Annotated in this window: 26 protein-coding genes and 1 other RNA gene; 14 read left to right on the forward strand and 13 right to left on the reverse strand. The window is 67.4% G+C overall.

The window, feature by feature from the left end; genetic code table 11:
* Positions 1-82 precede the first annotated feature (82 nt).
* The 9 genes from murD to BMZ69_RS22185 all read right to left on the reverse strand — a co-directional run bounded on the left by murD (position 83) and on the right by BMZ69_RS22185 (position 10,358).
* The gene (gene murD / locus BMZ69_RS22145; protein ID WP_092160843.1) at positions 83-1,516 is read right to left on the reverse strand and encodes a UDP-N-acetylmuramoyl-L-alanine--D-glutamate ligase; all 1,434 of its coding nucleotides are present in this window, start codon (positions 1,514-1,516) and stop codon (positions 83-85) included.
* A 213-nt stretch (positions 1,517-1,729) separates the two neighbouring features.
* Positions 1,730-2,812 carry a phospho-N-acetylmuramoyl-pentapeptide-transferase gene (gene mraY / locus BMZ69_RS22150; RefSeq protein ID WP_092160845.1) on the reverse strand — a complete coding sequence of 361 codons (1,083 nt, stop codon included), beginning with the start codon at positions 2,810-2,812 and terminating at the stop codon, positions 1,730-1,732.
* 17 nt (positions 2,813-2,829) lie between these two features.
* On the reverse strand, positions 2,830-4,257 hold the full coding sequence (locus BMZ69_RS22155; RefSeq protein ID WP_092160847.1) for a UDP-N-acetylmuramoylalanyl-D-glutamyl-2,6-diaminopimelate--D-alanyl-D-alanine ligase: 1,428 nt from the start codon (positions 4,255-4,257) through the stop codon (positions 2,830-2,832).
* Complete coding sequence (locus BMZ69_RS22160; RefSeq protein ID WP_280142126.1) at positions 4,254-5,726, reverse strand: UDP-N-acetylmuramoyl-L-alanyl-D-glutamate--2,6-diaminopimelate ligase; 1,473 nt, start codon at positions 5,724-5,726, stop codon at positions 4,254-4,256. The genes BMZ69_RS22155 and BMZ69_RS22160 overlap by 4 nt, the downstream gene beginning before the upstream one ends.
* 140 nt (positions 5,727-5,866) lie before the next feature.
* Entirely contained in the window at positions 5,867-7,663 is a 1,797-nt protein-coding gene (locus tag BMZ69_RS22165) for a peptidoglycan D,D-transpeptidase FtsI family protein (RefSeq protein ID WP_092160851.1), read from the reverse strand.
* Positions 7,660-8,049 carry a cell division protein FtsL gene (locus BMZ69_RS22170; protein ID WP_092160854.1) on the reverse strand — a complete coding sequence of 130 codons (390 nt, stop codon included), beginning with the start codon at positions 8,047-8,049 and terminating at the stop codon, positions 7,660-7,662. The genes BMZ69_RS22165 and BMZ69_RS22170 overlap by 4 nt, the downstream gene beginning before the upstream one ends.
* 2 nt (positions 8,050-8,051) lie before the next feature.
* Complete coding sequence (gene rsmH, locus BMZ69_RS22175; RefSeq protein WP_092160856.1) at positions 8,052-9,056, reverse strand: 16S rRNA (cytosine(1402)-N(4))-methyltransferase RsmH; 1,005 nt, start codon at positions 9,054-9,056, stop codon at positions 8,052-8,054.
* A complete protein-coding gene (locus BMZ69_RS22180; protein ID WP_244543475.1) occupies positions 9,053-9,508 on the reverse strand; it encodes a division/cell wall cluster transcriptional repressor MraZ in 456 nt (151 codons plus the stop codon). Before BMZ69_RS22180 ends, rsmH begins: the two co-directional genes overlap by 4 nt.
* Positions 9,509-9,893: 385 nt before the next feature.
* Positions 9,894-10,358, reverse strand: coding sequence for a MarR family winged helix-turn-helix transcriptional regulator (locus tag BMZ69_RS22185; RefSeq protein WP_092160911.1), 465 nt, complete (start codon positions 10,356-10,358; stop codon positions 9,894-9,896).
* A gap of 230 nt (positions 10,359-10,588) precedes the next feature.
* Between BMZ69_RS22185 and BMZ69_RS22190 the strand changes: the two genes are divergently transcribed.
* Together BMZ69_RS22190 and BMZ69_RS22195 are read left to right on the forward strand one after the other, a co-directional pair.
* On the forward strand, positions 10,589-11,014 hold the full coding sequence (locus tag BMZ69_RS22190; RefSeq protein WP_092160861.1) for an organic hydroperoxide resistance protein: 426 nt from the start codon (positions 10,589-10,591) through the stop codon (positions 11,012-11,014).
* A 121-nt stretch (positions 11,015-11,135) separates the two neighbouring features.
* Entirely contained in the window at positions 11,136-12,089 is a 954-nt protein-coding gene (locus BMZ69_RS22195) for an MBL fold metallo-hydrolase (RefSeq protein WP_092160862.1), read from the forward strand.
* Positions 12,090-12,152: 63 nt separating this feature from the next.
* Here the strand turns inward: BMZ69_RS22195 and rnpB are convergent.
* Both rnpB and BMZ69_RS22205 read right to left on the reverse strand, forming a co-directional pair.
* Positions 12,153-12,544, reverse strand: an RNA gene (gene rnpB / locus BMZ69_RS22200) — RNase P RNA component class A.
* Between the two features lie 38 nt (positions 12,545-12,582).
* Complete coding sequence (locus BMZ69_RS22205) at positions 12,583-13,245, reverse strand: lytic transglycosylase domain-containing protein (protein ID WP_244543476.1); 663 nt, start codon at positions 13,243-13,245, stop codon at positions 12,583-12,585.
* A 314-nt stretch (positions 13,246-13,559) separates the two neighbouring features.
* On the opposite strand from BMZ69_RS22205, the gene BMZ69_RS22210 reads away from it, so the two are divergent.
* The 7 genes from BMZ69_RS22210 to BMZ69_RS22240 all read left to right on the forward strand — a co-directional run bounded on the left by BMZ69_RS22210 (position 13,560) and on the right by BMZ69_RS22240 (position 20,409).
* Positions 13,560-13,862, forward strand: coding sequence for a glycine zipper domain-containing protein (locus BMZ69_RS22210; protein WP_092160863.1), 303 nt, complete (start codon positions 13,560-13,562; stop codon positions 13,860-13,862).
* Between the two features lie 55 nt (positions 13,863-13,917).
* Positions 13,918-14,664, forward strand: coding sequence for a TerB family tellurite resistance protein (locus BMZ69_RS22215; protein WP_092160915.1), 747 nt, complete (start codon positions 13,918-13,920; stop codon positions 14,662-14,664).
* Complete coding sequence (locus BMZ69_RS22220) at positions 14,661-15,449, forward strand: N-acetylmuramoyl-L-alanine amidase (RefSeq protein WP_092160864.1); 789 nt, start codon at positions 14,661-14,663, stop codon at positions 15,447-15,449. The genes BMZ69_RS22215 and BMZ69_RS22220 overlap by 4 nt, the downstream gene beginning before the upstream one ends.
* A gap of 268 nt (positions 15,450-15,717) precedes the next feature.
* Positions 15,718-17,385: an efflux RND transporter periplasmic adaptor subunit gene (locus tag BMZ69_RS22225; protein ID WP_092160865.1), complete on the forward strand. Its 1,668-nt coding sequence runs from the start codon at positions 15,718-15,720 to the stop codon at positions 17,383-17,385.
* A 10-nt stretch (positions 17,386-17,395) separates the two neighbouring features.
* The gene (locus BMZ69_RS22230; protein WP_092160866.1) at positions 17,396-18,145 is read left to right on the forward strand and encodes an ABC transporter ATP-binding protein; all 750 of its coding nucleotides are present in this window, start codon (positions 17,396-17,398) and stop codon (positions 18,143-18,145) included.
* On the forward strand, positions 18,142-19,374 hold the full coding sequence (locus BMZ69_RS22235) for an ABC transporter permease (protein WP_092160870.1): 1,233 nt from the start codon (positions 18,142-18,144) through the stop codon (positions 19,372-19,374). The genes BMZ69_RS22230 and BMZ69_RS22235 overlap by 4 nt, the downstream gene beginning before the upstream one ends.
* A 78-nt stretch (positions 19,375-19,452) precedes the next feature.
* Entirely contained in the window at positions 19,453-20,409 is a 957-nt protein-coding gene (locus BMZ69_RS22240; RefSeq protein WP_092160880.1) for a diguanylate cyclase domain-containing protein, read from the forward strand.
* A gap of 37 nt (positions 20,410-20,446) precedes the next feature.
* Here the strand turns inward: BMZ69_RS22240 and BMZ69_RS22245 are convergent, their stop codons facing one another.
* The gene (locus tag BMZ69_RS22245) at positions 20,447-20,776 is read right to left on the reverse strand and encodes a hypothetical protein (RefSeq protein ID WP_210188069.1); all 330 of its coding nucleotides are present in this window, start codon (positions 20,774-20,776) and stop codon (positions 20,447-20,449) included.
* Between the two features lie 272 nt (positions 20,777-21,048).
* Here BMZ69_RS22245 and BMZ69_RS22250 point away from each other — a divergent pair, with 272 nt between their 5' ends.
* A complete protein-coding gene (locus BMZ69_RS22250; protein WP_092160885.1) occupies positions 21,049-21,519 on the forward strand; it encodes a VOC family protein in 471 nt (156 codons plus the stop codon).
* Positions 21,520-21,528: 9 nt separating this feature from the next.
* On the opposite strand, the gene BMZ69_RS22255 is transcribed toward BMZ69_RS22250, so the two are convergent.
* A complete protein-coding gene (locus BMZ69_RS22255) occupies positions 21,529-21,894 on the reverse strand; it encodes a winged helix-turn-helix transcriptional regulator (RefSeq protein ID WP_092160887.1) in 366 nt (121 codons plus the stop codon).
* Positions 21,895-22,019: 125 nt separating this feature from the next.
* On the opposite strand from BMZ69_RS22255, the gene gstA reads away from it, so the two are divergent.
* The 4 genes from gstA (at position 22,020) to BMZ69_RS22275 (ending at position 25,619) form a co-directional block, all read left to right on the forward strand.
* Positions 22,020-22,631 carry a glutathione transferase GstA gene (gene gstA, locus BMZ69_RS22260; protein WP_092160889.1) on the forward strand — a complete coding sequence of 204 codons (612 nt, stop codon included), beginning with the start codon at positions 22,020-22,022 and terminating at the stop codon, positions 22,629-22,631.
* A complete protein-coding gene (locus BMZ69_RS22265; RefSeq protein ID WP_092160891.1) occupies positions 22,628-23,017 on the forward strand; it encodes a nuclear transport factor 2 family protein in 390 nt (129 codons plus the stop codon). Before gstA ends, BMZ69_RS22265 begins: the two co-directional genes overlap by 4 nt.
* Before the next feature lie 249 nt (positions 23,018-23,266).
* A complete protein-coding gene (locus BMZ69_RS22270; RefSeq protein ID WP_092160893.1) occupies positions 23,267-24,973 on the forward strand; it encodes a Na/Pi cotransporter family protein in 1,707 nt (568 codons plus the stop codon).
* Positions 24,974-25,154: 181 nt separating this feature from the next.
* Complete coding sequence (locus BMZ69_RS22275; RefSeq protein WP_139219146.1) at positions 25,155-25,619, forward strand: hypothetical protein; 465 nt, start codon at positions 25,155-25,157, stop codon at positions 25,617-25,619.
* Positions 25,620-25,751 lie beyond the last annotated feature (132 nt).

Genomic DNA, 25,751 nt, shown 5'->3' on the forward strand with positions numbered 1-25,751 from the left:
AACCTCGCCGATAACAGTTCAGGAATGGATCCGGATCTCCGCTTCGCTCCGTCCGGGATGACCAGGCGTCGGGCAGCGACAATCAGGCCGAACCGGGCACCGCCTCGAACCCCGGCAACGCCTTGACCAGCGCCCTGAACGCATCGCCGCGCACCTCGAAATTCGGGAACTGGTCGTAGGAGGCGCAGGCCGGCGAGAGCAGTACCGCAATCTCGCCGGTCCCCGGCTGCGCCAGCGCCGCCTTGGTCGCAGCCGCGACCGCGACGTCGAGCGTGCCGCTGCGCTCGTAAGTGACACGGCCGTCATCGTCGAAGGTCGCGGCGAGGAGATCGCTCGCCGCGCCGATCAGATAGGCGCGGGCGATATTCGGGAAATAGCGCCGCAGCGACTCGATCCCGCCTTCCTTGGCCTTGCCGCCGAGTATCCAGAAGATCTGGCGGAAGGAGGTCAGCGCCTTCTCGGTCGAGTCCGCGTTCGTCGCCTTGGAATCGTTGATGAAGACGACGCGGCCGATGCGGCCGAGCTCCTCCATCCGGTGCTTCAAGCCGGGATAGCTCTTGAAGCCTGCGGCGATCTCCTCCGCCGGGAGACCCAGCGCCGCGCAGGCGGCGAAGGCCGCCGCCGCGTTCTGGGCGTTGTGGCTGCCGCGGAGGGAACCGATGCCGGCGAGATTGGCGACGACCCTCGGCTTGCCGTCCCTGACCTCGACGATGCGCGTATCGAGCTGATCGGCATTGGCGGTGACGCCGGCAAAGACGCCTTCGTCGAGCGGCTGCTCGCCGCTGATCTTGACCAGGGGCTTGCCCGACGCGGCGCGCCGGCGCGCCATCTGCTTCGACGGCTCGTCGTCGACGCCGATCACGGCGATGTCGGAGGCGGCGACCAGCCGCTCCTTGATCGCGCCATAGGCCTCGAAGGTGCCATGCCGGTCGAGATGATCCGGCGTCAGGTTCATCTGGATGCCGACGCTCGGCTTGATCGACGGCGCGAGATCGATCTGAAAGGTCGAGCACTCCACCACATGGATGCGGTTGTCGGCCGGCGGCTCCAGCGCCAGCACGGCGGTGCCGATATTGCCGCCCATCTGGACGTCGCGGCCAGCAGCCTGCAGCACATGCGCGATCAGCGCCGTGGTCGTCGACTTGCCATTGGTGCCGGTGATGCAGACCACCGGCGCGGCGGGCGCGATCCTTGCCCGCTCCAGAAAGAACAGTTCGATGTCGCCGATCACCGGGACATTCGCGGCCTTGGCCTTATCGACCGTCCAGTGCGGCGCCGGATGGGTCAGCGGCACGCCGGGCGAGAGCACGAAGGCGGCAAAGCCCGACCAGTCGGCGGTCGCGAGATCGACGACGGAGAGCCCTTCAGCCGCCGCCTTGTCGCGGCTCGCCTGATTATCGTCCCAGCAGGCGACCTTGGCTCCACCAGCGACAAGCGAGCGCGCAGTTACCAGGCCCGAGCCGCCGAGGCCGAACAAAGCGAGCGTCTTGCCCGCGAAGACTGTGACCGGTGTCATGATGTTCTCGCTTTCATGAGCCAGCGCACGCGCTCTTTGTCATTCCGGGGCGCGCCGCAGGCGCGAACCCGGAACCCACGACCGGATGAGATATCAGATGCCCAGTCGCGGGCACCTCGCCCAGTCGTGGGCTCCGGGTTCTTCGCTGCGCGAAGCCCCGGAATGACAAGGGTAGGTCCGACCAAGAACGATCCGACAGATGGCAATACCGCCTCAACGCAGCTTCAGCGTGGCGAGGCCGACCAGCGCCAGCACCACCGAAATGATCCAGAAGCGGATCACCACCTGCGGCTCGGTCCAGCCCAGCTTCTCGAAATGATGGTGGATCGGCGCCATCAGGAAGACGCGCTTGCCGGTGCGCTTGAACACCGCGACCTGGATGATCACCGAGAGCGCCTCGACCACGAACAGGCCGCCGACGATGGCGAGCACGATCTCGTGCTTGATCGCGACCGCGATGGTGCCGAGCATGCCGCCGAGACCGAGCGAGCCGGTGTCGCCCATGAAAATCTGGGCCGGCGGCGCGTTGAACCAGAGGAAGCCGAGCCCCGCCCCCATCATCGCGCCGCAGATCACGGCGAGCTCGCCGACACCGGGCACATGGTGGATCTGTAGGTAGTTGGCGAAGATGGCGTTACCCGCGAGATAGGCGATGAAGCCGAAGGTGCCGGCCGCGATCATCACCGGGACGATGGCGAGCCCGTCGAGCCCGTCGGTCAGGTTCACCGAATTGCCGGCGCCGACCACGACGAAGGCCGTGACCAGCGGGAACAGGATGCCGAGCGGGATCATCCATTCCTTCAGGAACGGCAGCGCGAAGCCGCTGGCGATCGCCGGCGGGCTGACCTGCATGATCGCGGTGCAGGCGGCGAGCGCGATGACGATCTCGAGGCCGAGGCGCGCCTTGCTGGAGAAGCCCTTGTGCGACTGCTTGGTCACCTTGAGGAAGTCGTCATAGAAGCCGATCGCGCCGTAGGTCGCGGTGACGCCCAGCACGATCCAGACGTAAGGATTGCGCAGGTTGCCCCAGAGCAGCGTCGCGACGAATAGCCCGGTCAGGATCATCAGGCCGCCCATGGTCGGCGTGCCGCGCTTGGCGAGATGCGATTCCGGCCCGTCGGTTCGGATCGGCTGGCCCTTGCCCTGCTTGATCCTGAGCCAGGAGATCGCCGCCGGCCCGAAGAAGAAGACGAAGAGCAGCGCCGTCGCGGTCGCCCCGCCGGCGCGGAAGGTGATGTAGCGGAAGACGTTGAGGACCGGGAACGATCCCGCGAACTCGGCGAGCCAGACCAGCATCGAATTCTGTTCCTTACTCAGTCGTCGGCCTGGACGACCGGGAAGCGAGCCGTCATCGCCTTGACGATCGGCCCCATGCGCGTACCGAGCGAGCCCTTCACCGTGACGACGTCGCCGGCGCGGACCGCATCGAGCACATAAGGCTCGAGGCTGCTCGCCTGAGCGGCATAAGCGCCGCGGCGGTGCGAAGGCAAGGCGTCGTACAGAGATCTCATCAGCGGGCCACAGGCGAAGACGAGGTCGATGCCGTTGCCGGTGACCGCGTCGGCGAGGCCCTTGTGCAGCTCCGGCGCGGTTTCGCCGAGCTCCAGCATGTCGCCGAGCACGGCGATGCGCCGTCCTCTCCCCGCAACCGGCATCCGCCCGAGATTCTCGATCGCCGCCCGCATCGAGGCCGGGTTGCCGTTATAGCTCTCGTCGATCAGCGTGAACGGACCGGCCGGCGCATGCAGGACCTGCCGCGCGCCACGGCCGGATGGAGGTACCAGATCGCCAAGCGCCAATGCGGCGAGGGCGAGATCGGCGCCGAGCGCCTCGGCCGCCGCCAACACGGCGAGCGAATTGAGCACGATGTGCTTGCCCGGACTGCCGAGCTTGTAGGTCACCGCCCGCCCCATGACATTGGCTTCGGCGGTCGAGACATCAGGCTTCAAGGAGCAGCCGAGCAGCCGCACATCGGCCGCCTCGCTCTCGCCGAACGAGATGACGCGCCCTGCCCCGGCGGCGAGCGCCAGTTCGCGCAAGAGGCCGGTCTGCGGGATGTCGGCGTTGATGATCGCGGTCCCGCCCGCCTTCAACCCGTTGAAGATCGCCGCCTTCTCGCGGGCGATCCCCTCCAGCGACTCGAAGGCGGCCAGATGCACTGGCTGGATCGTGGTGATCACGGCGACATCGGGCTGGACCATCTTCGCCAGCGGCAGGATCTCGCCCGGCGCATTCATGCCGATCTCGTAGACGCCGTAGCGGACATCGCGCGGCGTCCGGGTCAGCGTCAGCGGCACGCCCCAATGGTTGTTGTAGGAGGCGACCGGCGCATGCGTCTTGCCCTGGCGCGAGAGCACGAGGCGCAACGCCTCCTTGGTCCCGGTCTTGCCGACCGAGCCGGTGACCGCGACGACCCTGGCGGAGAGTTCCGCCCGGCGGGCCATGCCGGCCTTTTCCATGCCACGAAGCACATTGGGGACGATGGCGAGCGGCGCATCCCCCGGGAAGGCGACGGCATGCGCCTCGTCGACCACGGCGAGCGCCGCGCCCTTGTCGAGCGCCGCCGCGACGAAGTCATGGCCGTTGCGCGCCTCGCCGGTGATCGCGAAGAAGGCGTCACCCGGCTCCAGCGTGCGCGTATCGATCGAGGCGCCGGTCACCGCGGCCGGCACAGGCCCTTGCGAACGGGCGCCCATCGCCTCGATCAGGCGCGCGCCGATCCATAGCGGTTCGGTGGTCATCCCCGTCTTCCCCCAGCCAATGCCGCGATCGCCTCGCGAACCACGTCGTGATCCGAGAACGGCAAGGTCCGATCGCCGATGATCTGGCCGCTTTCATGGCCTTTTCCGGCGACAACAAGGACATCCCCAGGCTGCAGCATCGTGACACCGGCCATGATCGCCTCGGCCCGATCGCCGATTTCCCTGAGGCGCTCCGGTGCCGCCGCCAGCACCTCGGCGCGGATCGCCGCCGGGTTCTCGCTGCGCGGATTGTCGTCGGTGACGATGGCGATGTCGGCGCCATCCGCGGCGATCTTGCCCATCAGCGGGCGCTTGCCGCGGTCGCGATCGCCGCCGCAGCCGAAGACGCAGATCAGCCGGCCGCTGGCATAGGGCTGCAAGGTCTTCAGCACCGCCGCCAGCGCATCGGGCTTGTGGGCGTAGTCGACGACGACGAGCCCGCCATTGTGCTCAGCCACACGATCGAGCCGACCCGGAACCCCCTTGAGGCTGGCGATAGCAGCCACGCTGGCCAGCGGGTCCTCGCCGGTCGCGATCGCGAGCCCGGCGGCGACGAGCGCGTTCCCGGCCATGTAGTCGCCGACCATCGGCAGCACGACCTCGGTCGTGGCGCCATCAACCGCGACCGTCAGGCGCTGCGAGAAGCCCTCGCGGGCCACATCGAGCAGCTTGAGACGATCGCCGCCCCGACCGATGCCGATCACCGGATGCCCGCCATTTCGTGCGGCCGCCTCGGCCCTGTCGGCATAAGGCTCGTCGCGATTGATCACCACCGGCGCGACAGCCGGCAGCAGCTCCCAGAGCCGCAGCTTGGCCGAAAGATAGTCTTCGACACTCGGATGGTAGTCGAGATGGTCGCGGCCGAGATTGAGGAAGGCGCCGGCCGCGAGCCTGACGCCGTCGAGCCGGCGCTGGTCGAGCCCGTGCGAGGAGGCTTCCATTGACAGATGCGTGACGCCGTCGCCCGCCATCCGGTCGAGCGAAGCGTGCAGCGAGAGCGGGTCCGGCGTGGTCAGCGAGCCGTAATCGGCCCCGTCTTCGGTGACGATGCCGATCGTGCCGACGCTCGCCGCCTTGCGCCCGAGCGCCTTGAAGATCTGGCGGGTGAACTCGGCGACCGAGGACTTGCCGCTGGTGCCGGTGACGGCGACGACCGTGCCGGGCTGGCCCGGATGCACCTTGGCTGCGGCCAACGCCAAGGCGAGCCGCGGGTCCTCGACCTGCGCATAGGCGATCTCGCCGGGCAGTTCGGCGGGACGCTCCCTGCTCGCAACGATCGCGACCGCGCCACGCTGGACCGCATCGCTGATGAAGCGCGCGCCGTCGGCCTTCGAGCCGGCGAGCGCGACGAAGGCGTGACCGGCAGACACCTTGCGGCTGTCGAAGGCTACGCCCGTGATATGGCGCTCGCCTGCGTCGGCGAAGGCTCCTGGGAAGAGTTGTTCGAGGCTGAAGCCGGTGTCAGTCACAAGCGCAATCCTTGCCGGGTGCGAAAACCCGCGCGTCATTCTCGGGCGAAGCGAAGCGTAGACCCGAGAATCTCATGCAGGATCAAGCTCCTTTCCGTCCAGAGATGCTCGGGTCAAGCCCGAGCATGACGCCCTCCGCCCTATCGCGAGCCCCAAGCCCCGAGCTTAGCCATCAGCGGGAACGGCGACGGCGGCGGCTCGAAGCGCGGCGCCATGCCGAGGATCGGCGCCGCCCGCTCGATCACCTTGCCGGTGGTCTTGCCGGCATTCCAGGCCGCGGTCGAATAGCCGCCGCTCTCGGCATAGCCCTTCGGCTCGTCATAGATCGCGAGGAAGACATAACGCGGCTTGTCCGAGGGCGCGATCGCCGTGAAGGTGGTGAAGTTCTTGTTCTTGGCGTAGCGGCCGTTGATGACCTTCTCGGCCGTGCCGGTCTTGCCGCCGACGAAATAGCCGGGGATGTTCGCGAACCGGGCCGAGCCCTTCTCGCCGTTGATGCGCATGATGTAGCGCATCGCCTCCGAGGTCTCCGGCTTGATCACGCGGATCGCGTTCTTCTTGGCCTCCTCCTCGGAACGCTTCAGGAAGGTCGGCGTGATCAGGTAGCCGCCATTGACCAGCGCGCCGACAGCCGCCAGCGCCTGGAGCGGCGCCACCGCGAGGCCGTGTCCGAAGGCGATGGTCGCCGTGTTGATCTCGCCCCAGCGCCCGGGGACGATCGGCGCAGCGCTCTCCGGCAGCTCGGTGGTCATGCGGTCGAGCTGCATCATCTTCTTCAGGAACGCCTTGTGGCCCTCGACGCCGACCGAGAGCGCCATCTTGATCGAGCCCATATTGGACGAATGCAGGAACACCTCCGGCACCGTCAGCGTGCGGCCGGTGCCGTGGTATTCCTTGATGACCTGGCGGCCGAAGCGCATCATGCCGCCGGCGGTCGAATAGGTCGAATTGATGGTCGCCTTGCCGGAGTCGAGCGCCATCGCGATGGTCAGGGCCTTGAAGGTCGAGCCCATCTCGTAGACGCCGACATTCATCCGGTTGATGCGGTCCTTCTCCAGCGCGTCGACCGGATTGCCGGGGTCGAAATCGGGCAGCGAGACCAGCGCGATCATCTCGCCGGTGTTGACGTCCATGATGGCGCCGGCCGCCGCGATCGCCCGGTATTTCTCGATGCCCTTGACCAGCTCGTCGCGCAGCAGATGCTGGACGCGCATGTCGATCGAGAGCTGCACCGGCTTGAGGTCGGAGGCCTGCACGGTAAAGCCCGCCCCGTTCAGGTCCTGCAACCCTTGCGAGTCGATGTATTTCTCGATGCCGGCGATGCCGACATTGTCGACATTGGCGAAGCCGAGCACATGCGCCGCGACATTGCCGTTCGGGTAGACGCGCTTGTTCTCCGGCACGAAGCCGACGCCGGGAATGCCGAGCCGGTGGACCTCGGCCTGCTGGCGCGGCGTGATCTCGCGCTTGACCCAGACGAAGCCCTTCTTGGTGCTGAGCTTGTCGCGCAGCTCCTTGGCGTTGAGGTCGGGCAGGACCGCGGTCAGGAGCTCGGTCGCCTCGTCCTTGTCGAGGATGTTGCGCGGCTCGGCGAAGACCGAGACGGTACGGATGTCGGTCGCGAGCTGGATGCCGTTGCGGTCGAGGATGTCGGGGCGCGCCGCCGAGATCGCGTTCGAGGTGGCGCGGCGCAGGCCGACCTGGTCGCCGGGGAAGGCGCCGAGCATGACGAGCCGGGCAATGATCGCCAGGAACAAGCCGCTGAAGCCGAGGATGACGAGCCCGACACGCGGTTCGCTCTTCTCGCCGCTCATCCGGAAGACGTCGCGCAGCCAGTCGGTCCGGAAGCGCCATTTGCGCTTCACGGCCTCGGGCTTTTCGACCGTGGGGGCGATGATCTCTGGCGCCGCGGCCTGCGGATTGACCTCCTGGCTCATGGGCGGGCTCCCGGCGTCGTCGCGGTGTTGCTCTTGCGGTCGCGCGGGGTCTCGGTCGGCAGGCCGAGGCCGAGATCCTCGAGCTTGCGGCCGATCGAATCCACCTTGGGACCGCGATTGGGAATATCGGACAGACGCACGATCTGCGCCGTCGTCAGCGGCTGCAGGTCGAGATGCTTGTCGGCCAGCGCCTGCAGCCGCTCCGGGCGATTGAGGAACTGCCATTCGGCCTTCAGCACCGCGATGGCGTCGCGCTCGCGCTGGGCCTTGGCCTTCAGCTTCTGCAGCTGCTCGGCCTGCAGCGTCGTCTCGTATTTGATCGAATAGGCATAGAGCGCCGAGGAGACCAGCGCGCCGATCGCGACGACATGCAAGAGCTTGATCACGCTCAGCTCCTCCGGCGGGTTTGCGGCGCGGGCACGACGGCGAGCCCGACCAGATCAGGATCCGGAGCGCGCGGCGGCGCCTCGGTGCGTTCGGCGGCGCGCAATTTGGCCGAGCGGGCGCGGGGATTGGCCCGCGTCTCGGCCTCGGACGGCGCGACCGGCCCCTTGGTGACCAGGCTGAACGTCGCCTGTGGCGCAGCCGTCGCGGGAGCGTGGCGCGAACCGCCAGGCGCCCTGCCCGAGCGCTCGGCGAAGAACTGCTTGACGATCCGGTCTTCGAGCGAATGGAAGGTGACGACGGAGAGCCGCCCGCCCGGCGCGAGCACCGCCTCGGCGCCGTGCAGCGCCCGCACCAGCTCGCAGAGCTCGTCGTTCACCGCGATGCGCAGGCCCTGAAAAGTCCGCGTCGCCGGATGCGCCCCGCCAGGCTCGCCGCGGACGATGCCGGCGACGAGATCGGCGAGCTGCTTGGTCGTGGTGATCGGCGCCTTGCGCCTCGCCTCGACGATGGCGCGCGCCACGGCACGCGAGCGCCGTTCCTCGCCATAGTGGTAGATGATGTTGGCGAGCACGCCCTCATCGGCTTCGTTGACGAGCTCGGCGGCGCTCTGCCCGCCCGCCTCCATGCGCATGTCGAGCGGCCCGTCGAAGCGGAAGGAAAAGCCGCGCTGCGCCTGGTCGAGCTGCATCGAGGACACCCCGATATCGAGCACGACCCCGTCGAGCGGCGTCATCCTGAAGCGCTCGGCTTCCTCGGCCAGGGCGCCGAAGCGGGCTTGCGCCAAAGTCAGCCGCCCGCCCATCGCTGCGACCAGACCGGCCCCGCCGGCGATCGCGCTCGGGTCGCGGTCGAGCGCGAGCAGCGTCGCCTTCGGCTCGCGCTCCAGCAGCGCGCGCGAATAACCACCGGCGCCGAAGGTGCCGTCGAGATAGCGCCCACCAGCCTTCAGGGCGAGCGCGTCGAGCGCCTCTTCCATCAGCACCGGGATATGCGGTTCACTGGTCATGCCGGCCTCGCGCCCAGTATGCGCCGGACGTCGCGCAGCTTCGCCCTGGCCTCCTCGAGATGCGCCTTGAAGCGCTCGGGCTCCCAGATCTGGAATTTGTGGCCCTGCCCGACGAAGGTGACGGTATCGCCGATGCCGGCATGCGCCTTCAGCGTCTCGCTCAGCATGATCCGCCCTTCCGGATCGACCTTCAACACCTCGGACGTGCCGTTCAGCGCCGTCGAGAGCGACTCCCATTCCTCCGAGAAGGGCGAGAAGCGCGACAGGATCTCGTCGATCGTCGCCCGCAGCGCATGGCCGCCGCAGTCGAGACTGAATTGATCGAGCGCCGGATAGACGTAGAGCCCCTCGTAGCCATCCTTCGCCAGCACGGCCCGGAACGGAGCCGGGATCGAGACCCGCCCCTTGGCATCGAGCCTGTTGGTGAAATGGGAGACGAAGCGGTCCGTCAACGCCGCCTCCGGGTCGGGCTTCCAATCGCGCATCGAGAGCGCGAGACGAACCGGCAGATGCCGGCGATCGATACTCCCGTCGATCCCGACATGGCGGGGCCGTCAGCCAGAATCCGCGCGGCACACGGGCCCTGACTTGGTGCTTGCCTGTCGGTCTCGACGGGATGATTTGGGATAGCATGGGACAATATGGGCGTCAACGGATCCAACGCTGCGGACGCGGGTCTGCCCGAGCCTGCGACCATCACAGCCCGTTAAGGTTAACTATCCGTAAAGACGAGGATTTTTGGCACGCGAACGTCAGCGCACAGCGCCTCTTCGGCAGCCTAGCCGGATCAGGCCGAATGGAAATATTTTTAGGGGCGGCCACCCTGCCCCGCCGAGTTCAGTCCTCGACTGTCGCGCGGCGCAGCAGCGCCTCGCGGAGAGCCTGGACGTCGCCGAGGAGACGCCCCGGCGGAACGCCGCTGTCCTTGACCGCGCAGGGCACCGGATTGGGTGCGCTGCCTGCTTTTTCGCGCAGGTGGTGACCGGCCTCGCTCAGCTCGACCAGCACCTGCCGCTCATCCTCGCGGCCGCGCTTGCGCAGGATCAGGCCGTTGCCTTCCAGGCGCTTCAGCAGCGGCGTCAGCGTACCGGAATCGAGCCCGAGCCGGTCGCCGATTGCCTTGACGCTCTGGCCGTCCTGCTCCCACAGCACCAGCATGACCAGATATTGCGGGTAGGTCAGCCCGAGCTCGGCCAGGAACGGCCGATAGGCCCGGTTGAAGGCATGGGCAGCCGAATAGACCGCAAAGCAGATCTGCTCGTCGAGCCCGCGCACCGGTGTCGCCTTCGCGTCCTTCGTCATCGCCTTGCCGCTTGTTGCCCGCATCATCGTTCCTTGGACAGGCAGACCGATCCGATCGGATTGGAACAACCCTCCCAGGAAACAGGCTCACCTGCGATGGAACCAAGATACTCTCTCTTCGCACCGAACACCGCCCCGTTCACGGAAATGTGAATTGCAGACAATTCAATTGTGCACAATGTAATAAGCATCAACCACGGCGGATGGACCGCCAGACAAGGAGAGCTGTCATGAAGATCCTCTACACCGCCCATGGTTCCGCCACCGGCGGCCGCGAAGGCCAGGCTGCGACCGACACCGGCAACGTCAAGCTCGTGCTGAACACGCCGAAGGAGCTCGGCGGCGGCGGCGGCGACGGCACCAATCCCGAGCAGCTCTTCGCCATGGGCTATTCCGCCTGCTTCCTCGGCGCGCTGAAATTCGCCGCCGGCAAGGAAGGCGTGAAGATCCCGGATGACGCCCGCGTCAGCGCCGATGTCGGCATCGGCCCCCGCGACGACGGCAAGGGTTTCGGCATCGCCGCCAAGCTGACGATCTCGGCGCCCGGCATCGACAAGGCCAAGCTCGAGGACCTCGTCCAGAAGGCCCATATCGTCTGCCCGTATTCCGATGCGACTCGGGGCAATATCGACGTCCAGCTGACGGTTGCAGCCTGACGCTGCGCCACCCATCTCAGCCTCACGGCCGGGCATTCCTCCGGCCGTGAGACGATTTGGCCTGCCACGGAGCGGGCCTCGTTTCCGGAAGCGTCAACCTCAAAGCCTCTGGAACATCCCCATGATTGATCGTCGCCATTTCCTCGCAGCGGCCGCGGCCACTGCGCTCGCGCCTGCCCTGCCGGCGCATGCTCGCGCTCCTCAGACCGGCGCGCAGGTGCCGGGCATCTATCGCCGCAAGCTCGGCGAGCTCGAGATCACCGCGATCCTCGACGGCTACATCCCCTTCGACACCAAGGTCTTCAGCGGCAGCGACCCTGCCGCGATCCGTCAGAGCCTTGCCAATGCCGGGCAGGGCGAACGCCTGCCGACCGCGGTCAACACTTTCATCATCAACACCAAGGACAGGACCTATCTGCTCGACACCGGCGCGGGCGCCTGGAACGCGATGGGCGACACCATGGGCCGGGCAGAGACCAATCTGCGCGCCGCTGGCATCACGCCGGAACAGATCGACGCGGTGATCCTGACGCATGCCCATCCCGATCATCACGAGGGCCTGCTGACCGCGCAGAAGACGGCGCGCTTCCCGAACGCCGAGTTGATCATAAACGAGACCGAGCATGCCTTCTGGCACGACGACGGTATCCTCAACCAGGCTCCGGCCGAGATGAAGCCGTTCTTCGCATCCGCCCGCAACGCTCTCGCGCCCTACGCCGCGCGTACCCGCAAGGTGAAGCCGGGGGAGGTCGCGCCTGGTCTGATGCTCGAGCATGCGCCAGGCCACACGCCCGGCCACAGCATCCTGCGCGTCTCCTCGGGCAACGAGCAGCTCCTGCTCGTCGGCGATAGCATCCACAACGTCGTGATCCAGACGGCGCAGCCGGACGTGACCTTCGTCTTTGACGCCGATGGCAAGCAGGCGGCAGCCTCGCGCCGGCGCGTACTGGACATGGCCGCCGCCGACGGATTGCTGATCAGCGGGGCGCATATGCCCTTCCCGGGCTTTGGCAAGGTGCTGAAGGACGGAACGGCCTTCCGCTTTGTCCCCGCAGAATGGAGCTACGCGCTCTGATCGCGGTCGCGGAAACAGGAAAGGGCCGGGATCAATCCCGACCCTTTTCGCGATGACTGAAGGGGTGCCAGCCGGCCTGTAAGCCGGGTTCTGGATGGCCGGAAGATCTCTCTCCCGACGTGACGGCCATTCCTCTGGGACGCGCATCGCTGCGCGCCTCGAGCAACCAACCCGGACGACTGGACCTGGAAACCGGCCCCTCCTCCCTTGCGGGCGAGCATCGTCCCTATTCGGTTTTGCTCCCGGTGGGGCTTGCCATGCCGTCCCCGTTGCCGGGTCCGCGGTGCGCTCTTACCGCACCTTTTCACCCTTACCGCAGGCCGAAGCCCGCGGCGGTTCGATCTCTGTGGCGCTTTCCCTGGGGTCGCCCCCGCCGGACGTTATCCGGCACCGTGTTTCCGTGGAGCCCGGACTTTCCTCCCCCGCGAAGCGGGAGCGGCCGTCCGGCCGACTGGCGGGGCCGATGTGCGCTTTCAGGCTCGAGCCGTCAAGCTCAGTTGCTGGCGGTGATCGTGCCGCTGCGGCCGGTGATGTTGCGGACCTTGGCGCAATAGGTGCGGTTGGCCCCGCTCATGCGGGTCGCCATATGCCCGCTCTGGTACTTCATGACGGTACGGCAGGTGTCGCCGCCGGCGAGCTTGTAGGCCTGGCCGAGATACTTCATGGCATAGCGGGCATTGGTGTCGGCATCGAGCAGGCCGGCGGCACCGCCGCTGTAACCGACGCCGCGCGCCGTCTGATGGCGGATCTGCATCAGCCCGTAATTGCCGGCATTGGCGGCACGCGGATTGTAACGGCTCTCGATGCGCACCACGGCGTCGGCCAGCGCGAACGGCACGCCATTGGCGGCAGCGTGGCGGGCGACGAGCTGGCGCAACCCTTCCGAACCGGCCGGCGCGGCCAGCGGCGTGCGCTCGTCCCGGCTCGTCCTCGCGCTCTTGGCCCGCCCCTTGCGGTCGGTCTTGGCTTCGGCCGTGTCGATCGTCTTCTGCGCGTCCTGACCCTGCTCGGCAGCGGCGGCCTGGCGCCTGATCTCGGCCTCTCGCACGATGAAGGCGCGGGCGTCGGTCTCGGCGTTCACCTGGGCGGAAGCGGGTTGAAGAAAGGCCAGGCAAATCGCGAAGGCGGCGCAGCCGCTACCGGAGATGTTCATCATGCTGGAGGAGCCTCATCTATCTATTGCACCGCAAAACAGAGCGGCGAAATGATAGATGAATGTGACCACAATCTGGCCGATACGCATGAATTTCATTCAAATTTGGAAGTAGAACGAATACTTTAGCCTCATTTCGATAGAAGTAATCATCATGTATTGAACGGCGGAACGATTCATCCTCGTCGGCGTTGACGCAGTTATGGTAGCGGGCCAAATCATCGCCGCAATGCCACCGCAATTGCCGGTCGCAATGCAAGAAAGTCGGCTCCTGCCGAAGCGATACCGGCGGGCACGGCCCGCGAAGGGGGAATGAGATGAGGAAGTTGATCGCAATGGCGGCCGTCGCGCTGGCGCTCGGCGCCTGCACGCCGCATGAGGAGCGCGTCGGCGGCGGCGCCCTGGTCGGGGCCGCGACCGGTGCCGTGATCGGCGGGCTCGCCACCGGTCGCGCGGGCGGCGCGCTCGCCGGCGCCGCGATCGGCGGCGTGGGTGGCGCCATCGTCGGCTCGGCGACCTCGCCCTATCGCCGCGGCGGCTACTATTATGGCGACGGCTACTATGGCGGCTGCCCCTACGGCTACTACCGCGACTACTACGGCCGTCTATATTGCCGCTGAGCCGCGCGCATCCTAGGCAAGGGCCATGGCCGGTTCGGCCATGGCGGAGTATGCGATGACGTCGTCTTTCTGGGGGGCTTTGGGCGGCGGCGGCCTCGGCTTCGCGCTGGGTGGGCCGCTCGGTGCGCTCGTCGGCGCGCTGGCCGGGCATGTCCTGATCGACCGTGAGGGCGCGCTCTTCGGCCCTGCCCCCAAGCAATTGATCTTCACCACCGGCCTGGTCGCACTCGCCGCCAAGATGGCGCGCGCCGACGGGGTGGTGACGCGCGACGAGATCGCCGCCTTCGAGCGCATCGTCGAGGTGCCGGAGGAGCAGAAGGCGCAGGTCGAGCGCCTGTTCGACCTCGCCAAGCAGACCAGCGCCGGCTTCGAGGCCTATGCCCAGCAGATCGCGGAGGCCTTCCGCGACGAGCCCGCTCTGCTCGAGGACGTGCTCGACGGCCTCTTCCTGATCGCCGCCGCGGACGGCGCGATCCATGAGCGCGAGCACGCCTATCTACGCGATGTCGCGACGATCTTCGCCATCGACGAGGCCGGCTTCGCCCGCATCGAGGCGCGCCACTTACGCCGCCGCGACGATCCCTATCTCGTCCTCGGCGCCACCCGCGAGATGAGCGATGGCGAGCTCAAGCAGCTCCATCGTCGCCTCGTCATTGAGAACCATCCCGATCGCGAGATCGCCCGCGGCCTGCCGGAAGAGGCCGTCTGCATCGCGACGCGCCGTCTCGCCGCGATCAACGCCGCCTGGGACACGATCGAGAAGGAACGCGGCATCGGCCGCAAGGAGCCCGAACCGGCGTGAGCCTCACCCTCGCACCCGACAGCCGCTTCGCCGCCAAGGTCTTCCCCTCGCCCAACCATGGCGAGCGCAAGTTCCGCGACGGCGCGACGGGGCGTCGCCCCGACACGCTGATCCTGCACTACACCGGCATGGCCGATGCCGGCGAGGCGCTGCAGTGGCTGTGCAACCCGGCCTCGCAGGTCTCCTCGCATTACTTCGTCTTCGAGAACGGCCATTCCCTCCAGCTCGTGCCGGAGGAGCGCCGCGCCTGGCATGCCGGCGCCTCGCACTGGGCCGGCGAGACCGATCTCAACTCGGCCTCGATCGGTATCGAGATCGCCCACCCCGGCCATCCCGCCGGCTTGCCCGATTTTCCCGAAGCGCAGATCGCTGCGACGCTGAACCTCTGCCGCGACATCTGCGAGCGCTGGCAGATTCCGCCCGAGCGCGTCCTCGCCCATTCCGACATCGCGCCGGGCCGCAAGATCGATCCCGGCGAGAAATTCCCCTGGCGCCGTTTCGCCGAGGGCGGCGTCGGCCTCTGGATCGAACCGGCGCCGATCAGAGGCGGCCGCTTCTTCGCCCGCGGCGACGCCGGCCCGCCGGTCGAGGCGCTGCAGGCGATGTTCGCCATGCTCGGCTACGGCGTTTCGGTCGACGGCAGCTATGACGAACGCTTCGAGGCGGTCGTCGCCGCCTTCCAGCGCCATTGGCGGCCGGAGAAGGTCGACGGCGTCGCCGACGGCTCGACCATCACCACGCTGCGCGACCTGCTGGCGCTGACGCAGGAAGCGCGGACGGGCTGACCCGCAGCTCCCTCAGCCCTCATCCTGAGGAGCAAGCGCAGCTTGCGTCTCGAAGGATGCTTCAGGAGGCTCGGGAACCATCTGGACCATCCTTCGAGACGCGCCCTGCGGGCGCTCCTCAGGATGAGGGCTGGAGTTCGGCTTTCTCGGCATCCGGCAAGCTTTCCGCAACATTGCAGCGAGTTAACTCGTCTGCATCGCCTGAATCTGGCATGATGCGCGGCAATGGAAGGCCGGCATTGTCCCCGGCCTCGGAGGGTGAACGGACGTGCGTCTCTGGGCAATCGGTGCGGTCATCGGCGCAGGCGCGCTGGCGGCCGGCTATTTCGCGCTGCGGCCCACCGGCGGCGCCGCCAACGACACGCCCTACCGCACCGCCGCGATCGATCGCGGCCGGATCACCGCCTCGGTCCGCGCCACCGGCACGCTGACCCCGATGACCACCGTCGTGGTCGGCTCGCAGCTCTCCGGCCAGATCGTCGAGATCCTCGCCGACTATAATTCGCAGGTGAAGGCCGGCCAGGTCGTCGCCCGCCTCAATAGCGACCAGATCAAGACAAGGCGCGATGCCGCTGCCGCCGATTTGCAGCAGGCCAGGGCCGATCTCGTCGTCAAGCGCGCCCAGCTCGACCGGGCCAGGGTGGCGCGGACCAAGGCGAACTCGACCGTCAACGATCTCGAAGCCCAGCGCGACCGCACCCGTGCCCAGCTCGCCGACGCCAAGCGCACTTTCGATCGCCAGAACGAGTTGTTCACGCGCGGCGCCGGCGCCCAGCAAGCCCTCGACAGCGCCCGCACCCAGGTCGAGATCCAGACCGCGACCCTCGCCTCGAACGAAGCCCAGATCGCCTCGCTCAAGGCCGAGATCGGCGGGCTCGACGCCGACATCGCTTTGGCGGAGGGCCAGGTCCAGTCCGGCGAGGCGCTGATCGCCCAGCGCGACGCCAAACTGAAGGACATCCTGATCGATCTCGAACGCACCGAGATCCGCTCGCCGGTCGACGGCGTCGTCGTCCAGCGCCAGGTCGATCTCGGCCAGACGGTCGCCGCCTCGCTCTCGGCCCCCGTCCTGTTCCAGATCGCGCAGGACCTGCGCACTATCGACATCTACGCCAATATCGACGAGGCCGATGTCGGCCGGCTCAAGGTCGACCAGGACGTCTCGTTCAGCGTCAACGCCTATCCGAACCGGACCTTCCAGGGGAAGGTGCAGATGGTGCGCCTGGGCGCGCAGACCATCCAGAACGTCGTCACCTATACCGGCGTGGTCCGCGTCTCGAATCGTGACCTCGCTTTGCTGCCGGGCATGACCGCCAATCTCCAGATCGTCACCGACGACCGGCAGGACGTGCTGCGCGTGCCCAATGCGGCCTTGCGCTTCCGCCCGCTCGGGGGGCCGACCGCCCTGCCCGCCGCCGCGCCGGCCGAGACACAGGCGCGGCGCGGCGGAAGCGGCGGCCGCGCCGCCGGCGCGCTGCGCGAGCGTATCGAGGAGGAGGTGCAGCCGACCCCGGAGCAGAAGCAGGCGATCGCCGCGATCATGTCCGAGCAGCGCGCCGGCAATCGCCAAGCCATGGCCGGCCTGTCCGAGGAGGAGCGCCGTGCCGGCTTCCGTACCGCCCGCACCGAACTGCGCACGAAGATCGCCGCCCTGCTCGATCCCGAGCGTCGCGCCAAATTCGAGGCGCTGATGCAGGAGGGCCGGCCGGCAGCACAGAGCGAGGTCACGCCCGGCCGCGTCTATGTGCTCGACGGCGAGGGCCAGCCCAAGCCGGTCGCGATCCGGCTCGGGCCGAGCGACGGCGCCTTCACGCAGGTTCTGCCGGCGGCCGGCATCGCCGAGGGCAGCGAGGTCGTGATCGGCGGCGGCCCGCGCAATGCCGAGCCGGCCTCCACCAGCCGCGGCCCGGCTCCACGCGGCCCAAGACTGTTTTGAGGCGGCCGCCATGCCCCTGATCGAGGTGCGCGATCTCTCCCGGGTCTACGATCTCGACTCCGGCCGCGTCACCGCGCTCGGTGGCGTCTCGCTCGACATCGAGGCGGGCGAGCTCGTCGCGGTGATGGGCCCGTCCGGCTCGGGCAAGTCGACCTTCATGAACCTCATCGGCTGCCTCGATCGGCCGACCGGCGGCCATTACCGGCTCGACGGCGTCGCGGTCGAGACGCTCTCCGGCGACGGGCTCGCCGAATTGCGCAACCGCAAGCTCGGCTTCGTCTTCCAGCAATTCAACCTGCTGCCACGCGTCGACGCCTGCGCCAATGTCGAATTGCCGATGGTCTATGCCGGGCTCGACGGCAAGACACGGCGCGAACGGGCGCTCAATGCCCTCGCCCGTGTCGGCCTCGGCGAACGCGCCCACCACCGGCCGATGCAGCTCTCCGGCGGCCAGCAGCAGCGCGTCGCCATCGCCCGCGCTCTGGTCAACCAGCCGCGCCTGCTCCTCGCCGACGAGCCGACCGGCGCGCTCGACAGCCGCACGGCGCTGGAAATTCTGGCGCTGTTCCAGGATCTCAACCGCGAGGGCGTCACCGTCGTGCTGGTGACGCACGACGCCGAGGTCGCTCGCCATGCCCGACGGGTGGTGCGCTTTCGCGACGGCCATGTCATCGCCGACGTCAGCCAGGAGCCGGCCGACGCCCGCCTCGCCCTCGCCGCGCACGATACCGCCGCCCCCATGCCGGAGGCCGCAGAATGAGCCTGCTCGAAGCGATCCGTTCCGCTCTCTCCGCGATCGGCGCCAATGCGCTGCGCTCGGCGCTGACCATGCTCGGCATCATCATCGGCGTCGCCGCAGTCATCGCCATGGTCGCGATCGGCTCGGGCGCCCGCGAGCGCGTCGACAGCCAGATCAAGTCGCTCGGCGCCAATCTCGCCATCATCCAGGCCGGCAACGTCACGCAGGGCGGCGTAAGGCTGGGAGCCGGCGCCTCCTCGACCCTGACCGACGAGGATGCGAAGGCCGTCGCGGCCGAGGTCGAGGATGTAGTCGCTTCCGCCTCGGTGATCACCACGCGGGCCCAGGCCGTCTATGCCGGCACCAACTGGTCGACGACGATCACCGCGACCGATCTCGATTTCTTCACCGCCCGCGAATGGGGCCTGGCGGAAGGCCGCCTGTTCGAGCCGGAGGAGCTGCGCCGCGGCGAGATCGTCGCCATCATCGGCCAGACCGTGGCGAGGAACCTGTTCGGCGAGAGCGATCCGCTCGGCCAGATGTTCCGCATCCGCAACGTGCCGTTCAAGGTCATCGGCGTGATGGCGGGCAAGGGCCAATCGGCGCTCGGCCAGGACCAGGACGACGTCATCTTCGTGCCGCTCGACACCGGCCGCCGCCGCATCGTCGGCCGCAACTACGCCCGCGACCGCTCGGTCCAGACCATCATGGTCAAGTTCGCCAGCGAGCAGGCGATCAATCCCGGCATCGAGCAGACGCGCGCTCTGCTGCGCCAGCGCCACCGCCTGACCGAGGATCAGGAGGACGACTTCATCGTCCGCAACCTCACCGAGATCGCCAACACCGCGACCGCCGCGGCCAGCACGCTGTCCTGGCTGCTCGCGGCCGTCGCCGGGGTCTCGCTGCTGGTCGGCGGCATCGGTATCATGAACATCATGCTGGTCTCGGTGACCGAGCGCACCCGCGAGATCGGCCTGCGCCTCGCTGTCGGCGCCCGCCAGCGCGACGTGCTCTCGCAGTTCCTGATCGAGGCGACGACGCTGGCGACCATCGGCGGCGCCGTCGGCATCGCCCTTGGCATCGGCGCAGCGACCGCGATCGCGCGCTTCGCCGGCTGGCCCTTCGTGATCTCGCCGCAGACCATCCTGATCGCGGTCGGCGTCTCCGGGCTGATCGGCGTGTTCTTCGGCTTCTATCCGGCGCGGCAGGCGGCGCGGCTCGACCCGATCGAGGCGCTCCGGCGCGAGTGACACGGCAATCTTCGTTAACCCTTCGGCCCTAGCGTCACCGGACTCACCGATCACCGAGCGAGCGCATAGGGCCAGACCATGCCGCTTTCCGACGCCGAAGCCAGACGCCTCTACGACCAGGCCGCGCTGATGGCCTGCATCGGCGCCTGGGAATGCCGGCTCGCCGATACGCAATTGAGCTGGACCGACGGCATCTATGATTTGTTCGGCCTGCCGCGCGGCTCGCCGATCCCGCGCCGCTCGATCGTCGAGCTCTATCATGACGAGTCGCGCGCCGAGATGGAGCGCCTGCGCGGCCGGCTGATCGCCTGCGGCCAGGGCTTCGTCATGGACGCCCGCATCTGCACCGCCAGCGGCACCGAGCGCTGGATGCGCCTGTCCGCCGCCGTGACGCACGAGCATGGCCGGCCGGTCCGCATCCACGGCGCCAAGCAGGACATCACCGGCGAGAAGGACATGTGGATGGGCCTGCGCCGGCTCGCCTATAGCGACCCACTCACCGGCCTCGCCAATCGCCGCGCCTTCGAGATGCAGCTCTCGGACCTGCGCCGTCACACCGGCGATTCCTGTGCGCTCGGCCTGCTCGCCATCGTCGATCTCGACAATCTGAAGCCGATCAACGACCGCTTCGGCCATGCCGCCGGCGACGAGTGCCTGCGCCAGCTCGCCATGCGGCTGGAGACCTCGCTCAGCGACGCCACGATCATCGCCCGCATCGGCGGCGACGAGTTCGGCCTCCTCATCTGCTCCGCCGCCGGCCGGCCCTATCTCCTCCACCGGCTCGACCAGGCCCAGAAGGCACTGTCACGCCCGGTCACCTGGCGCGACACGAAGATCGAGGTCAGCGCCTCGATCGGCGCGACCGTCCTCAGACCCGGCCTGCTGCACGACCCGGAGCGGCGCTTCGCCGAGGCGGATTCGGCCCTCTACGTCGCCAAGGCCGCCGGCCGCAACTGCCTGCGCCTGTTCGGCGATCCCATCGAGGTGGCGGGGGATGTCGCGATGGTCCGCGCCGGCACCATGCACGTGGTCTGAGAAGAGCTGGCTGGAGCGCCCCGCCGGCCGCTGGCGATCAATTGTCGGCCAGGATCCGCCGCAGCCTTGCTGCCGTTTGAGCGACGAAAGAGATTTCGTCCGCGGACGCCATGTGATCGCGAGCATGGATCAATGCCGGGCGCACGGCTTCGATGGACTTGCCGAAGCGAGCCATCCATGGGTAGCGAGGCACCATCCAGAAATTGAAATGGTGCTTGGTATCCTCGTTATAGAAGTAATAGACGGAATCTATACCGACAGCGCTCTGGGCACGCCTGATCTGCTGGATGAGCGGCAGAAATTCCTGGGCCTCGCCACCATCCATCTCGACAAAAGACTTGATGTGGCGCCTGGAGGCGACGATCACGAGCCCTGGGACGGGATAAGCGACATCCTGGTGAGCATGAAAGTGATCCGTTTCGCAGAGCGGCCCGCCAGTGACCTCCTTCCTGCCAGAGACGATTTCGCAGCTTAGACAGATCACGCCCATACCGTGCCAATACCAGTTTTGGTATGCGCAGACACGTCCCCACCCGCCACCTTACAAAAAAGCGCACCTCTGTCGGAACCTTGCTTGCTGCTTCGTCCTTGGGACGACAGGCCATGATCCAGCCTGCCGACGCAGCAAGGAGCACCGCGATGAAGGTCATCCAGAATCTCTGGTTCGACAAGGACATGGACGCCGCGATCAGCCTCTACACCTCGCTGATCCCGAACTCCGCGCTGGAATGGACCGGTGCCCTGCCGGCGGAATCGCCAAGCGGCCCGGCCGGCAGCGTCAAGATTGCCACCTTCACCATCGACGGCCAGCGCTATCAGGCCTTCGAAGCCCACCGCTCCGACGCCTTCAACCACACCTTCTCGATCATGATCGAATGCGAGACGCAGGCCGAGGTCGACCGGCTCTGGGAGGCGCTCGGCGAAGGCGGCAAGTTCGAGCAGTGCGGCTGGCTCAGGGATCGCTGGGGCCTGTCCTGGCAGATCACGCCCAAGCGCCTGGGCGAACTCACCCGCGATCCCGATCGCGCCAAGGCCAAGCGCGTCGCCGAGGCGATGCTGAAGATGGTCAAGCTCGACATCGCAGGGCTTGAAGCCGCGGCGAAGGGCTGAGTTCCCCGCTCAGGCCGCCTGCGCTCGTGCCGCGGCCTGCGCCTTCAGCTTGGCGCCGACCTCGGCGATCGCCAGGATCGCCGGCACATATTCCTGCCCGAGCTCAGTCAGCGCATATTCAGTCGAGGGCGGGCTCGTCGGCACCACCTTGCGCCGGACGACGCCCTTCTCCTCGAGCGCCCGCAAACGCGCGCTCAGCATCTTGGCGGAGATCGCCGGGATGTCGCGCCTGAGCTCGCCGAAGCGGCGCGCCCCACCGCTCAGGAACCAGATCACGTTCGGGGTCCAGGCCCCGCCGAGCACCTGCATGCAGGCGCCGACATTGCAGGTCTCGGGCTGCGCCGCCGCGCGGTTCTTCCTGAGCTTCAAAGCCATTGCAGTCGGTTCTCCCGGTTACCGGGAGGATACCGGAAAACGCGGTTACAACAAGTTACCCCATATACAGACGTAACCGCTTGCGCCTAGCTCTCCGCATCGTCAACGCGGATGAGGACACCGCCGTGAAGCTCTACTACGCCCCGGGCGCCTGCTCGCTCTCGCCCCATATCGCCCTGCGCGAGGCCGGTCTGCCGGTGACATTGGAAAAGGTCGACCTCGTCGCCGGCCGGACCGAGACCGGCGCCGATTACGCCGCCGTCAATCCGAAGGGCTATGTCCCGGCGCTGCAGTTCGAGGATGGCAGCGTCCTGACCGAAGGCGCCGTGATCGCCCGCTACATCGCCGATCTCGCCCCCGATACCGATCTGGCGCCGAAGCCGGGCAGCTTCGAACGCGTCAGGCTTGAAGAGATCATGAACTTCATCGGCAGCGAACTCCACAAGGCCTACACCGCGCTCTTCCTCCCCGACACCAGCGAAGACGGCAAAGCGGCGGCACGCACCCGCATCGCCAGGAAGCTCGGCCATATTGAAAGCATACTCGCCGACGGCCGCGACTACCTGCTCGGCGAGCGCTTCAGCGTCGCCGACGGCTACCTCTTCACCATCGTCAACTGGTCGGAGAGCCGCGGCGTCCCGCTCGACGCCTTCCCGAAGCTGCGCGCCTTCATGGCGCGGATCGGCGCCCGCGCCGGCGTGCAGGAGGCGATGCGTGCCGAGGGCCTGCTGCAATGAGCGCCAATCCGCGCTTCGCCGAGATCGTCGCCGCGCTCGGCGATTATTTCGACGGGCTCCATCACAGCGATGCCGATAAGCTCGGCCAGCTCTTCCACCCGCAGGCGATCTATGCCTGCGCGACCGAAGGGCGCCTGACCCATCTCACCATGACGGAGTACCTTCCCATGGTGGCGAAACGGCCTTCGCCCGCAAGCCGCGGCGAGCCCCGCCGCGACCGCATCGTCTCGATTGAATTCGCCGGACCGGTCACGGCGCTGGCCCGCGTCGAATGTGCGATCGGCGCAAAGCGCTTCACCGACCTTCTGAGCTTCATCAAGCTCGACGGGCACTGGCGCCTGATCGCCAAGGTCTTCCATTTCGACCTCGACGAGGCAGCGGCCTGAGCGGCTGAAAAGCGCGGCCGTCGGCGCGTATCGACGCCGACGGCCGACCATTGAAACGGTTCATCGCAATTGTGACGCATAGTCACCCGGCTGTCGCACGACCTGCCTAGGAGTCCGTTAGCCAGGTGGGGAAACCGGCACGGAGCTGCGCGCGTGTCCATCGCAGGACCTGCGTGCCTACGCTCGCCGTGACGCCTCGACCCGACCCGGCCGCAGATGCGTCCGCGCACCCTTGTCGGAGTCGAGAGCATGCAAGTCGACATTTTCACGCAGGTCATCGTGCCTGTGATCGGTGGTCTGGGCATCTTCATGCTCGGCCTCGAATTCATGAGCAACGGCATTCAGAATCTCGCCGTCAACAAGATGCGGGCCCTGCTCGCCAAGATCGCCGGCACCCCGGTCAAGGGCGTCATGGCCGGCACCTTCATCACCGGCGTGATCCAGTCCTCGACCGCGATGACCGTCATGGTCGTCGGCCTCGTCAATGCCGGCGTCATCGGCCTTCGCCCCGCCATCTCGGTGATCATGGGCGCCAATATCGGCACGACGCTCGGCAACGGCCTGATCGCGCTGCCGCTTGGCCCGCTCGGCCTGCTGCTCGCCGGCATCTTCGCGCTGGTCCACATCTTCGCCAAGACCGACAAGGTGAAGAACATCGCGCTGGCCTGCATGGGCTTCGCGCTGATCTTCTATGGCCTCAACCTGATGACCGGCGGCCTGCGTCCGCTGCGCTCCATGCCGGAAGTCATGAGCGTCATCTCCTCGCTCAAGGCCGACACCTATCTCAACCTGATATACTGCGTGCTGATCGCCGCCGGCATCACCGCGATGATCCACTCCTCCTCGGCGACGATCGGCATCGTCATGGGCCTCGGCGCCGCCGGCATCCTCGACTGGAAGACCGCCGTCGCCTTCTCGCTCGGCGCCGACCTCGGCACCACCATCACCTCGTGGATGGCCTCGCTCAACCTGTCGAAGAACGCCAAGCGCGCCGCCTACGCCCACATATCCTTCAACATCATCGGCGTCGCCATCACGATACCGCTTTTCTTCGTCTCCATGGACATCCTGACCTGGGCGATGCAGTGGTTCGGCGGCAATCCCGGCATCCCGGTTATCAAGGACGGCAAGGAGACCTTCCCGCTCGTTCCCGTCGCAATCGGCCTCTACTCGACCTTCTTCAACATCTTCAACACCGTCCTGCTCTTCCCCTTCGTCGGCGTGTTCGAACGGGTCCTGTCCCGTGTCGGCGCCTCGTCGGTCGACGACATCGAGGACTATTCGACACCGCGCTTCCTCGCCAAGGCGACCGACCACGCCCATGCCGTCGCCAACATCCAGCAGGAGATGGGCCGCTATCTCCAGGCCTCGCAGCTCTTCCTCGACATCGCCCGCGACAAGCCGGACGCGCCGCAGAAGAGCGAGGAGCACTACGCCGCGATCGACGTCCTCAACCGTGACATCCGCGCCTACACCTCCGGCATGTTCACGCCCGAGATGCCCTATGCCCGCGCCGACCTGGTCGCGAGCCTGATCGAGGAAGAGGACTTCACCGCCAGCCTCGGCGAGACCCTCTACCAGATCGCCCGCCGCATCGAGCGCCAGCCCTTCGGCCAGCCGGGTCGCGAGATCGTCGACAGCATCGTCGACCAGGTCGCCGAGGCGATGCGCGCCATCGTTCCGGCCGGCCAGGATGCGCCGATCGTCTCGGCCGAGGCGGAGCCGCGCATCGCCGCCTTGTCGGCGGTCCGCGAGCGCTGCCTGCGCCTCGGCGCCGAGCTGCCCTGGGTCGAGCGCGGCGCGATCCTGGCCCTGCTCGGCTCGGCCGAGCGCGCGTTCTTCCTGATCGAGCGCATCGACGACGAGCGCCGCTCGGTCTCGCGTGTCGTGCCGGTGTCGGAAACCAGCCCGCAGACCCGCGAAGCCGGCTTCGGCACTGCTGCCGTCCCGGCCTGAACAGCCTGACATCACCCAATTGTGGACAGGCCGCCTTCGGGTGGCCTGTTTGCGTTTGTCCGCCCAATTTTCTGTCGTGACTGCGAGCGAAACCAAGCGGCCCGCAATGACGGTGCAATCCGCGAATTGTCGCCTGTCCGGCGCAAAGGCGCGGCGATCGATGGCTATGAGGACGACGACGATGATCCCGAGGGCAATTCTCCTGCTGGCGCCCGCTCTGGCGCTCCAGACCACGGCTGTGCCGGCCAAGGACGGCCTGAGCTGGGGCGTCCGCCAGGATGCCGACGGCATCGTCGTCGCCTATGAGGTGCCGCAGACCGACGATCAGCGGCTGTTCTTCTCCTGCGACTTCGCCAGCAAGAGCCTGACCGTGCGGGTGCCCTTCTTCAAGGAAGGCATGAAGGACAATGCCCCCACCACCGCCAAGCTGTCCTCGAGCGGCGGCCAGGCCGATCTTCCGATGAAGCTGATCAGCGACGAGATGGGCAATCATTTCGAGGCGACGACGACGCTGACACCCGCGCTGCAGGCGGTGCTGCGCAAGGGCCAGAGCCTGACACTGCGCGTCGAGGGCGAGACCCAGAGCTTCCCGCTCGCCGGCGGCCAGAAGGGCTTTGCCATGATGGCGCAGCGCTGCGGCGGCTGAGCCATGTCCAAGTAAAGCGCGGGGAACCCCTCTCCCGTAAGGAGAGGGGCAGGGGTGAGCGACTGTCTTGTTGGTCAAGCGGTTTGTTCGCGCCATGGTTGTCTGTCCCGGATGACGGCGTTGAGGATTGTG

The organism is Allobosea sp. CRIB-10, assembly GCF_900112185.1.
Taxonomy (GTDB): domain Bacteria; phylum Pseudomonadota; class Alphaproteobacteria; order Rhizobiales; family Beijerinckiaceae; genus Allobosea.

Coding starts and splice junctions, on each gene's coding strand:
- BMZ69_RS22155 (WP_092160847.1), bottom strand. CDS start 4,257: ATGACCACCGAACCGCTATGGATCGGCGCGCGCCTGATCGAGGCGATG.
- BMZ69_RS22275 (WP_139219146.1), top strand. CDS start 25,155: ATGATCCCGAGGGCAATTCTCCTGCTGGCGCCCGCTCTGGCGCTCCAG.
- BMZ69_RS22265 (WP_092160891.1), top strand. CDS start 22,628: ATGAGCGCCAATCCGCGCTTCGCCGAGATCGTCGCCGCGCTCGGCGAT.
- murD (WP_092160843.1), bottom strand. CDS start 1,516: ATGACACCGGTCACAGTCTTCGCGGGCAAGACGCTCGCTTTGTTCGGC.
- BMZ69_RS22205 (WP_244543476.1), bottom strand. CDS start 13,245: ATGATGAACATCTCCGGTAGCGGCTGCGCCGCCTTCGCGATTTGCCTG.
- rsmH (WP_092160856.1), bottom strand. CDS start 9,056: ATGACCAGTGAACCGCATATCCCGGTGCTGATGGAAGAGGCGCTCGAC.
- BMZ69_RS22230 (WP_092160866.1), top strand. CDS start 17,396: ATGCCCCTGATCGAGGTGCGCGATCTCTCCCGGGTCTACGATCTCGAC.
- BMZ69_RS22235 (WP_092160870.1), top strand. CDS start 18,142: ATGAGCCTGCTCGAAGCGATCCGTTCCGCTCTCTCCGCGATCGGCGCC.
- BMZ69_RS22270 (WP_092160893.1), top strand. CDS start 23,267: ATGCAAGTCGACATTTTCACGCAGGTCATCGTGCCTGTGATCGGTGGT.
- BMZ69_RS22195 (WP_092160862.1), top strand. CDS start 11,136: ATGATTGATCGTCGCCATTTCCTCGCAGCGGCCGCGGCCACTGCGCTC.
- BMZ69_RS22215 (WP_092160915.1), top strand. CDS start 13,918: ATGACGTCGTCTTTCTGGGGGGCTTTGGGCGGCGGCGGCCTCGGCTTC.
- BMZ69_RS22250 (WP_092160885.1), top strand. CDS start 21,049: ATGAAGGTCATCCAGAATCTCTGGTTCGACAAGGACATGGACGCCGCG.
- BMZ69_RS22210 (WP_092160863.1), top strand. CDS start 13,560: ATGAGGAAGTTGATCGCAATGGCGGCCGTCGCGCTGGCGCTCGGCGCC.
- BMZ69_RS22165 (WP_092160851.1), bottom strand. CDS start 7,663: ATGAGCCAGGAGGTCAATCCGCAGGCCGCGGCGCCAGAGATCATCGCC.
- BMZ69_RS22240 (WP_092160880.1), top strand. CDS start 19,453: ATGCCGCTTTCCGACGCCGAAGCCAGACGCCTCTACGACCAGGCCGCG.
- BMZ69_RS22190 (WP_092160861.1), top strand. CDS start 10,589: ATGAAGATCCTCTACACCGCCCATGGTTCCGCCACCGGCGGCCGCGAA.
- BMZ69_RS22255 (WP_092160887.1), bottom strand. CDS start 21,894: ATGGCTTTGAAGCTCAGGAAGAACCGCGCGGCGGCGCAGCCCGAGACC.
- BMZ69_RS22185 (WP_092160911.1), bottom strand. CDS start 10,358: ATGACGAAGGACGCGAAGGCGACACCGGTGCGCGGGCTCGACGAGCAG.
- mraY (WP_092160845.1), bottom strand. CDS start 2,812: ATGCTGGTCTGGCTCGCCGAGTTCGCGGGATCGTTCCCGGTCCTCAAC.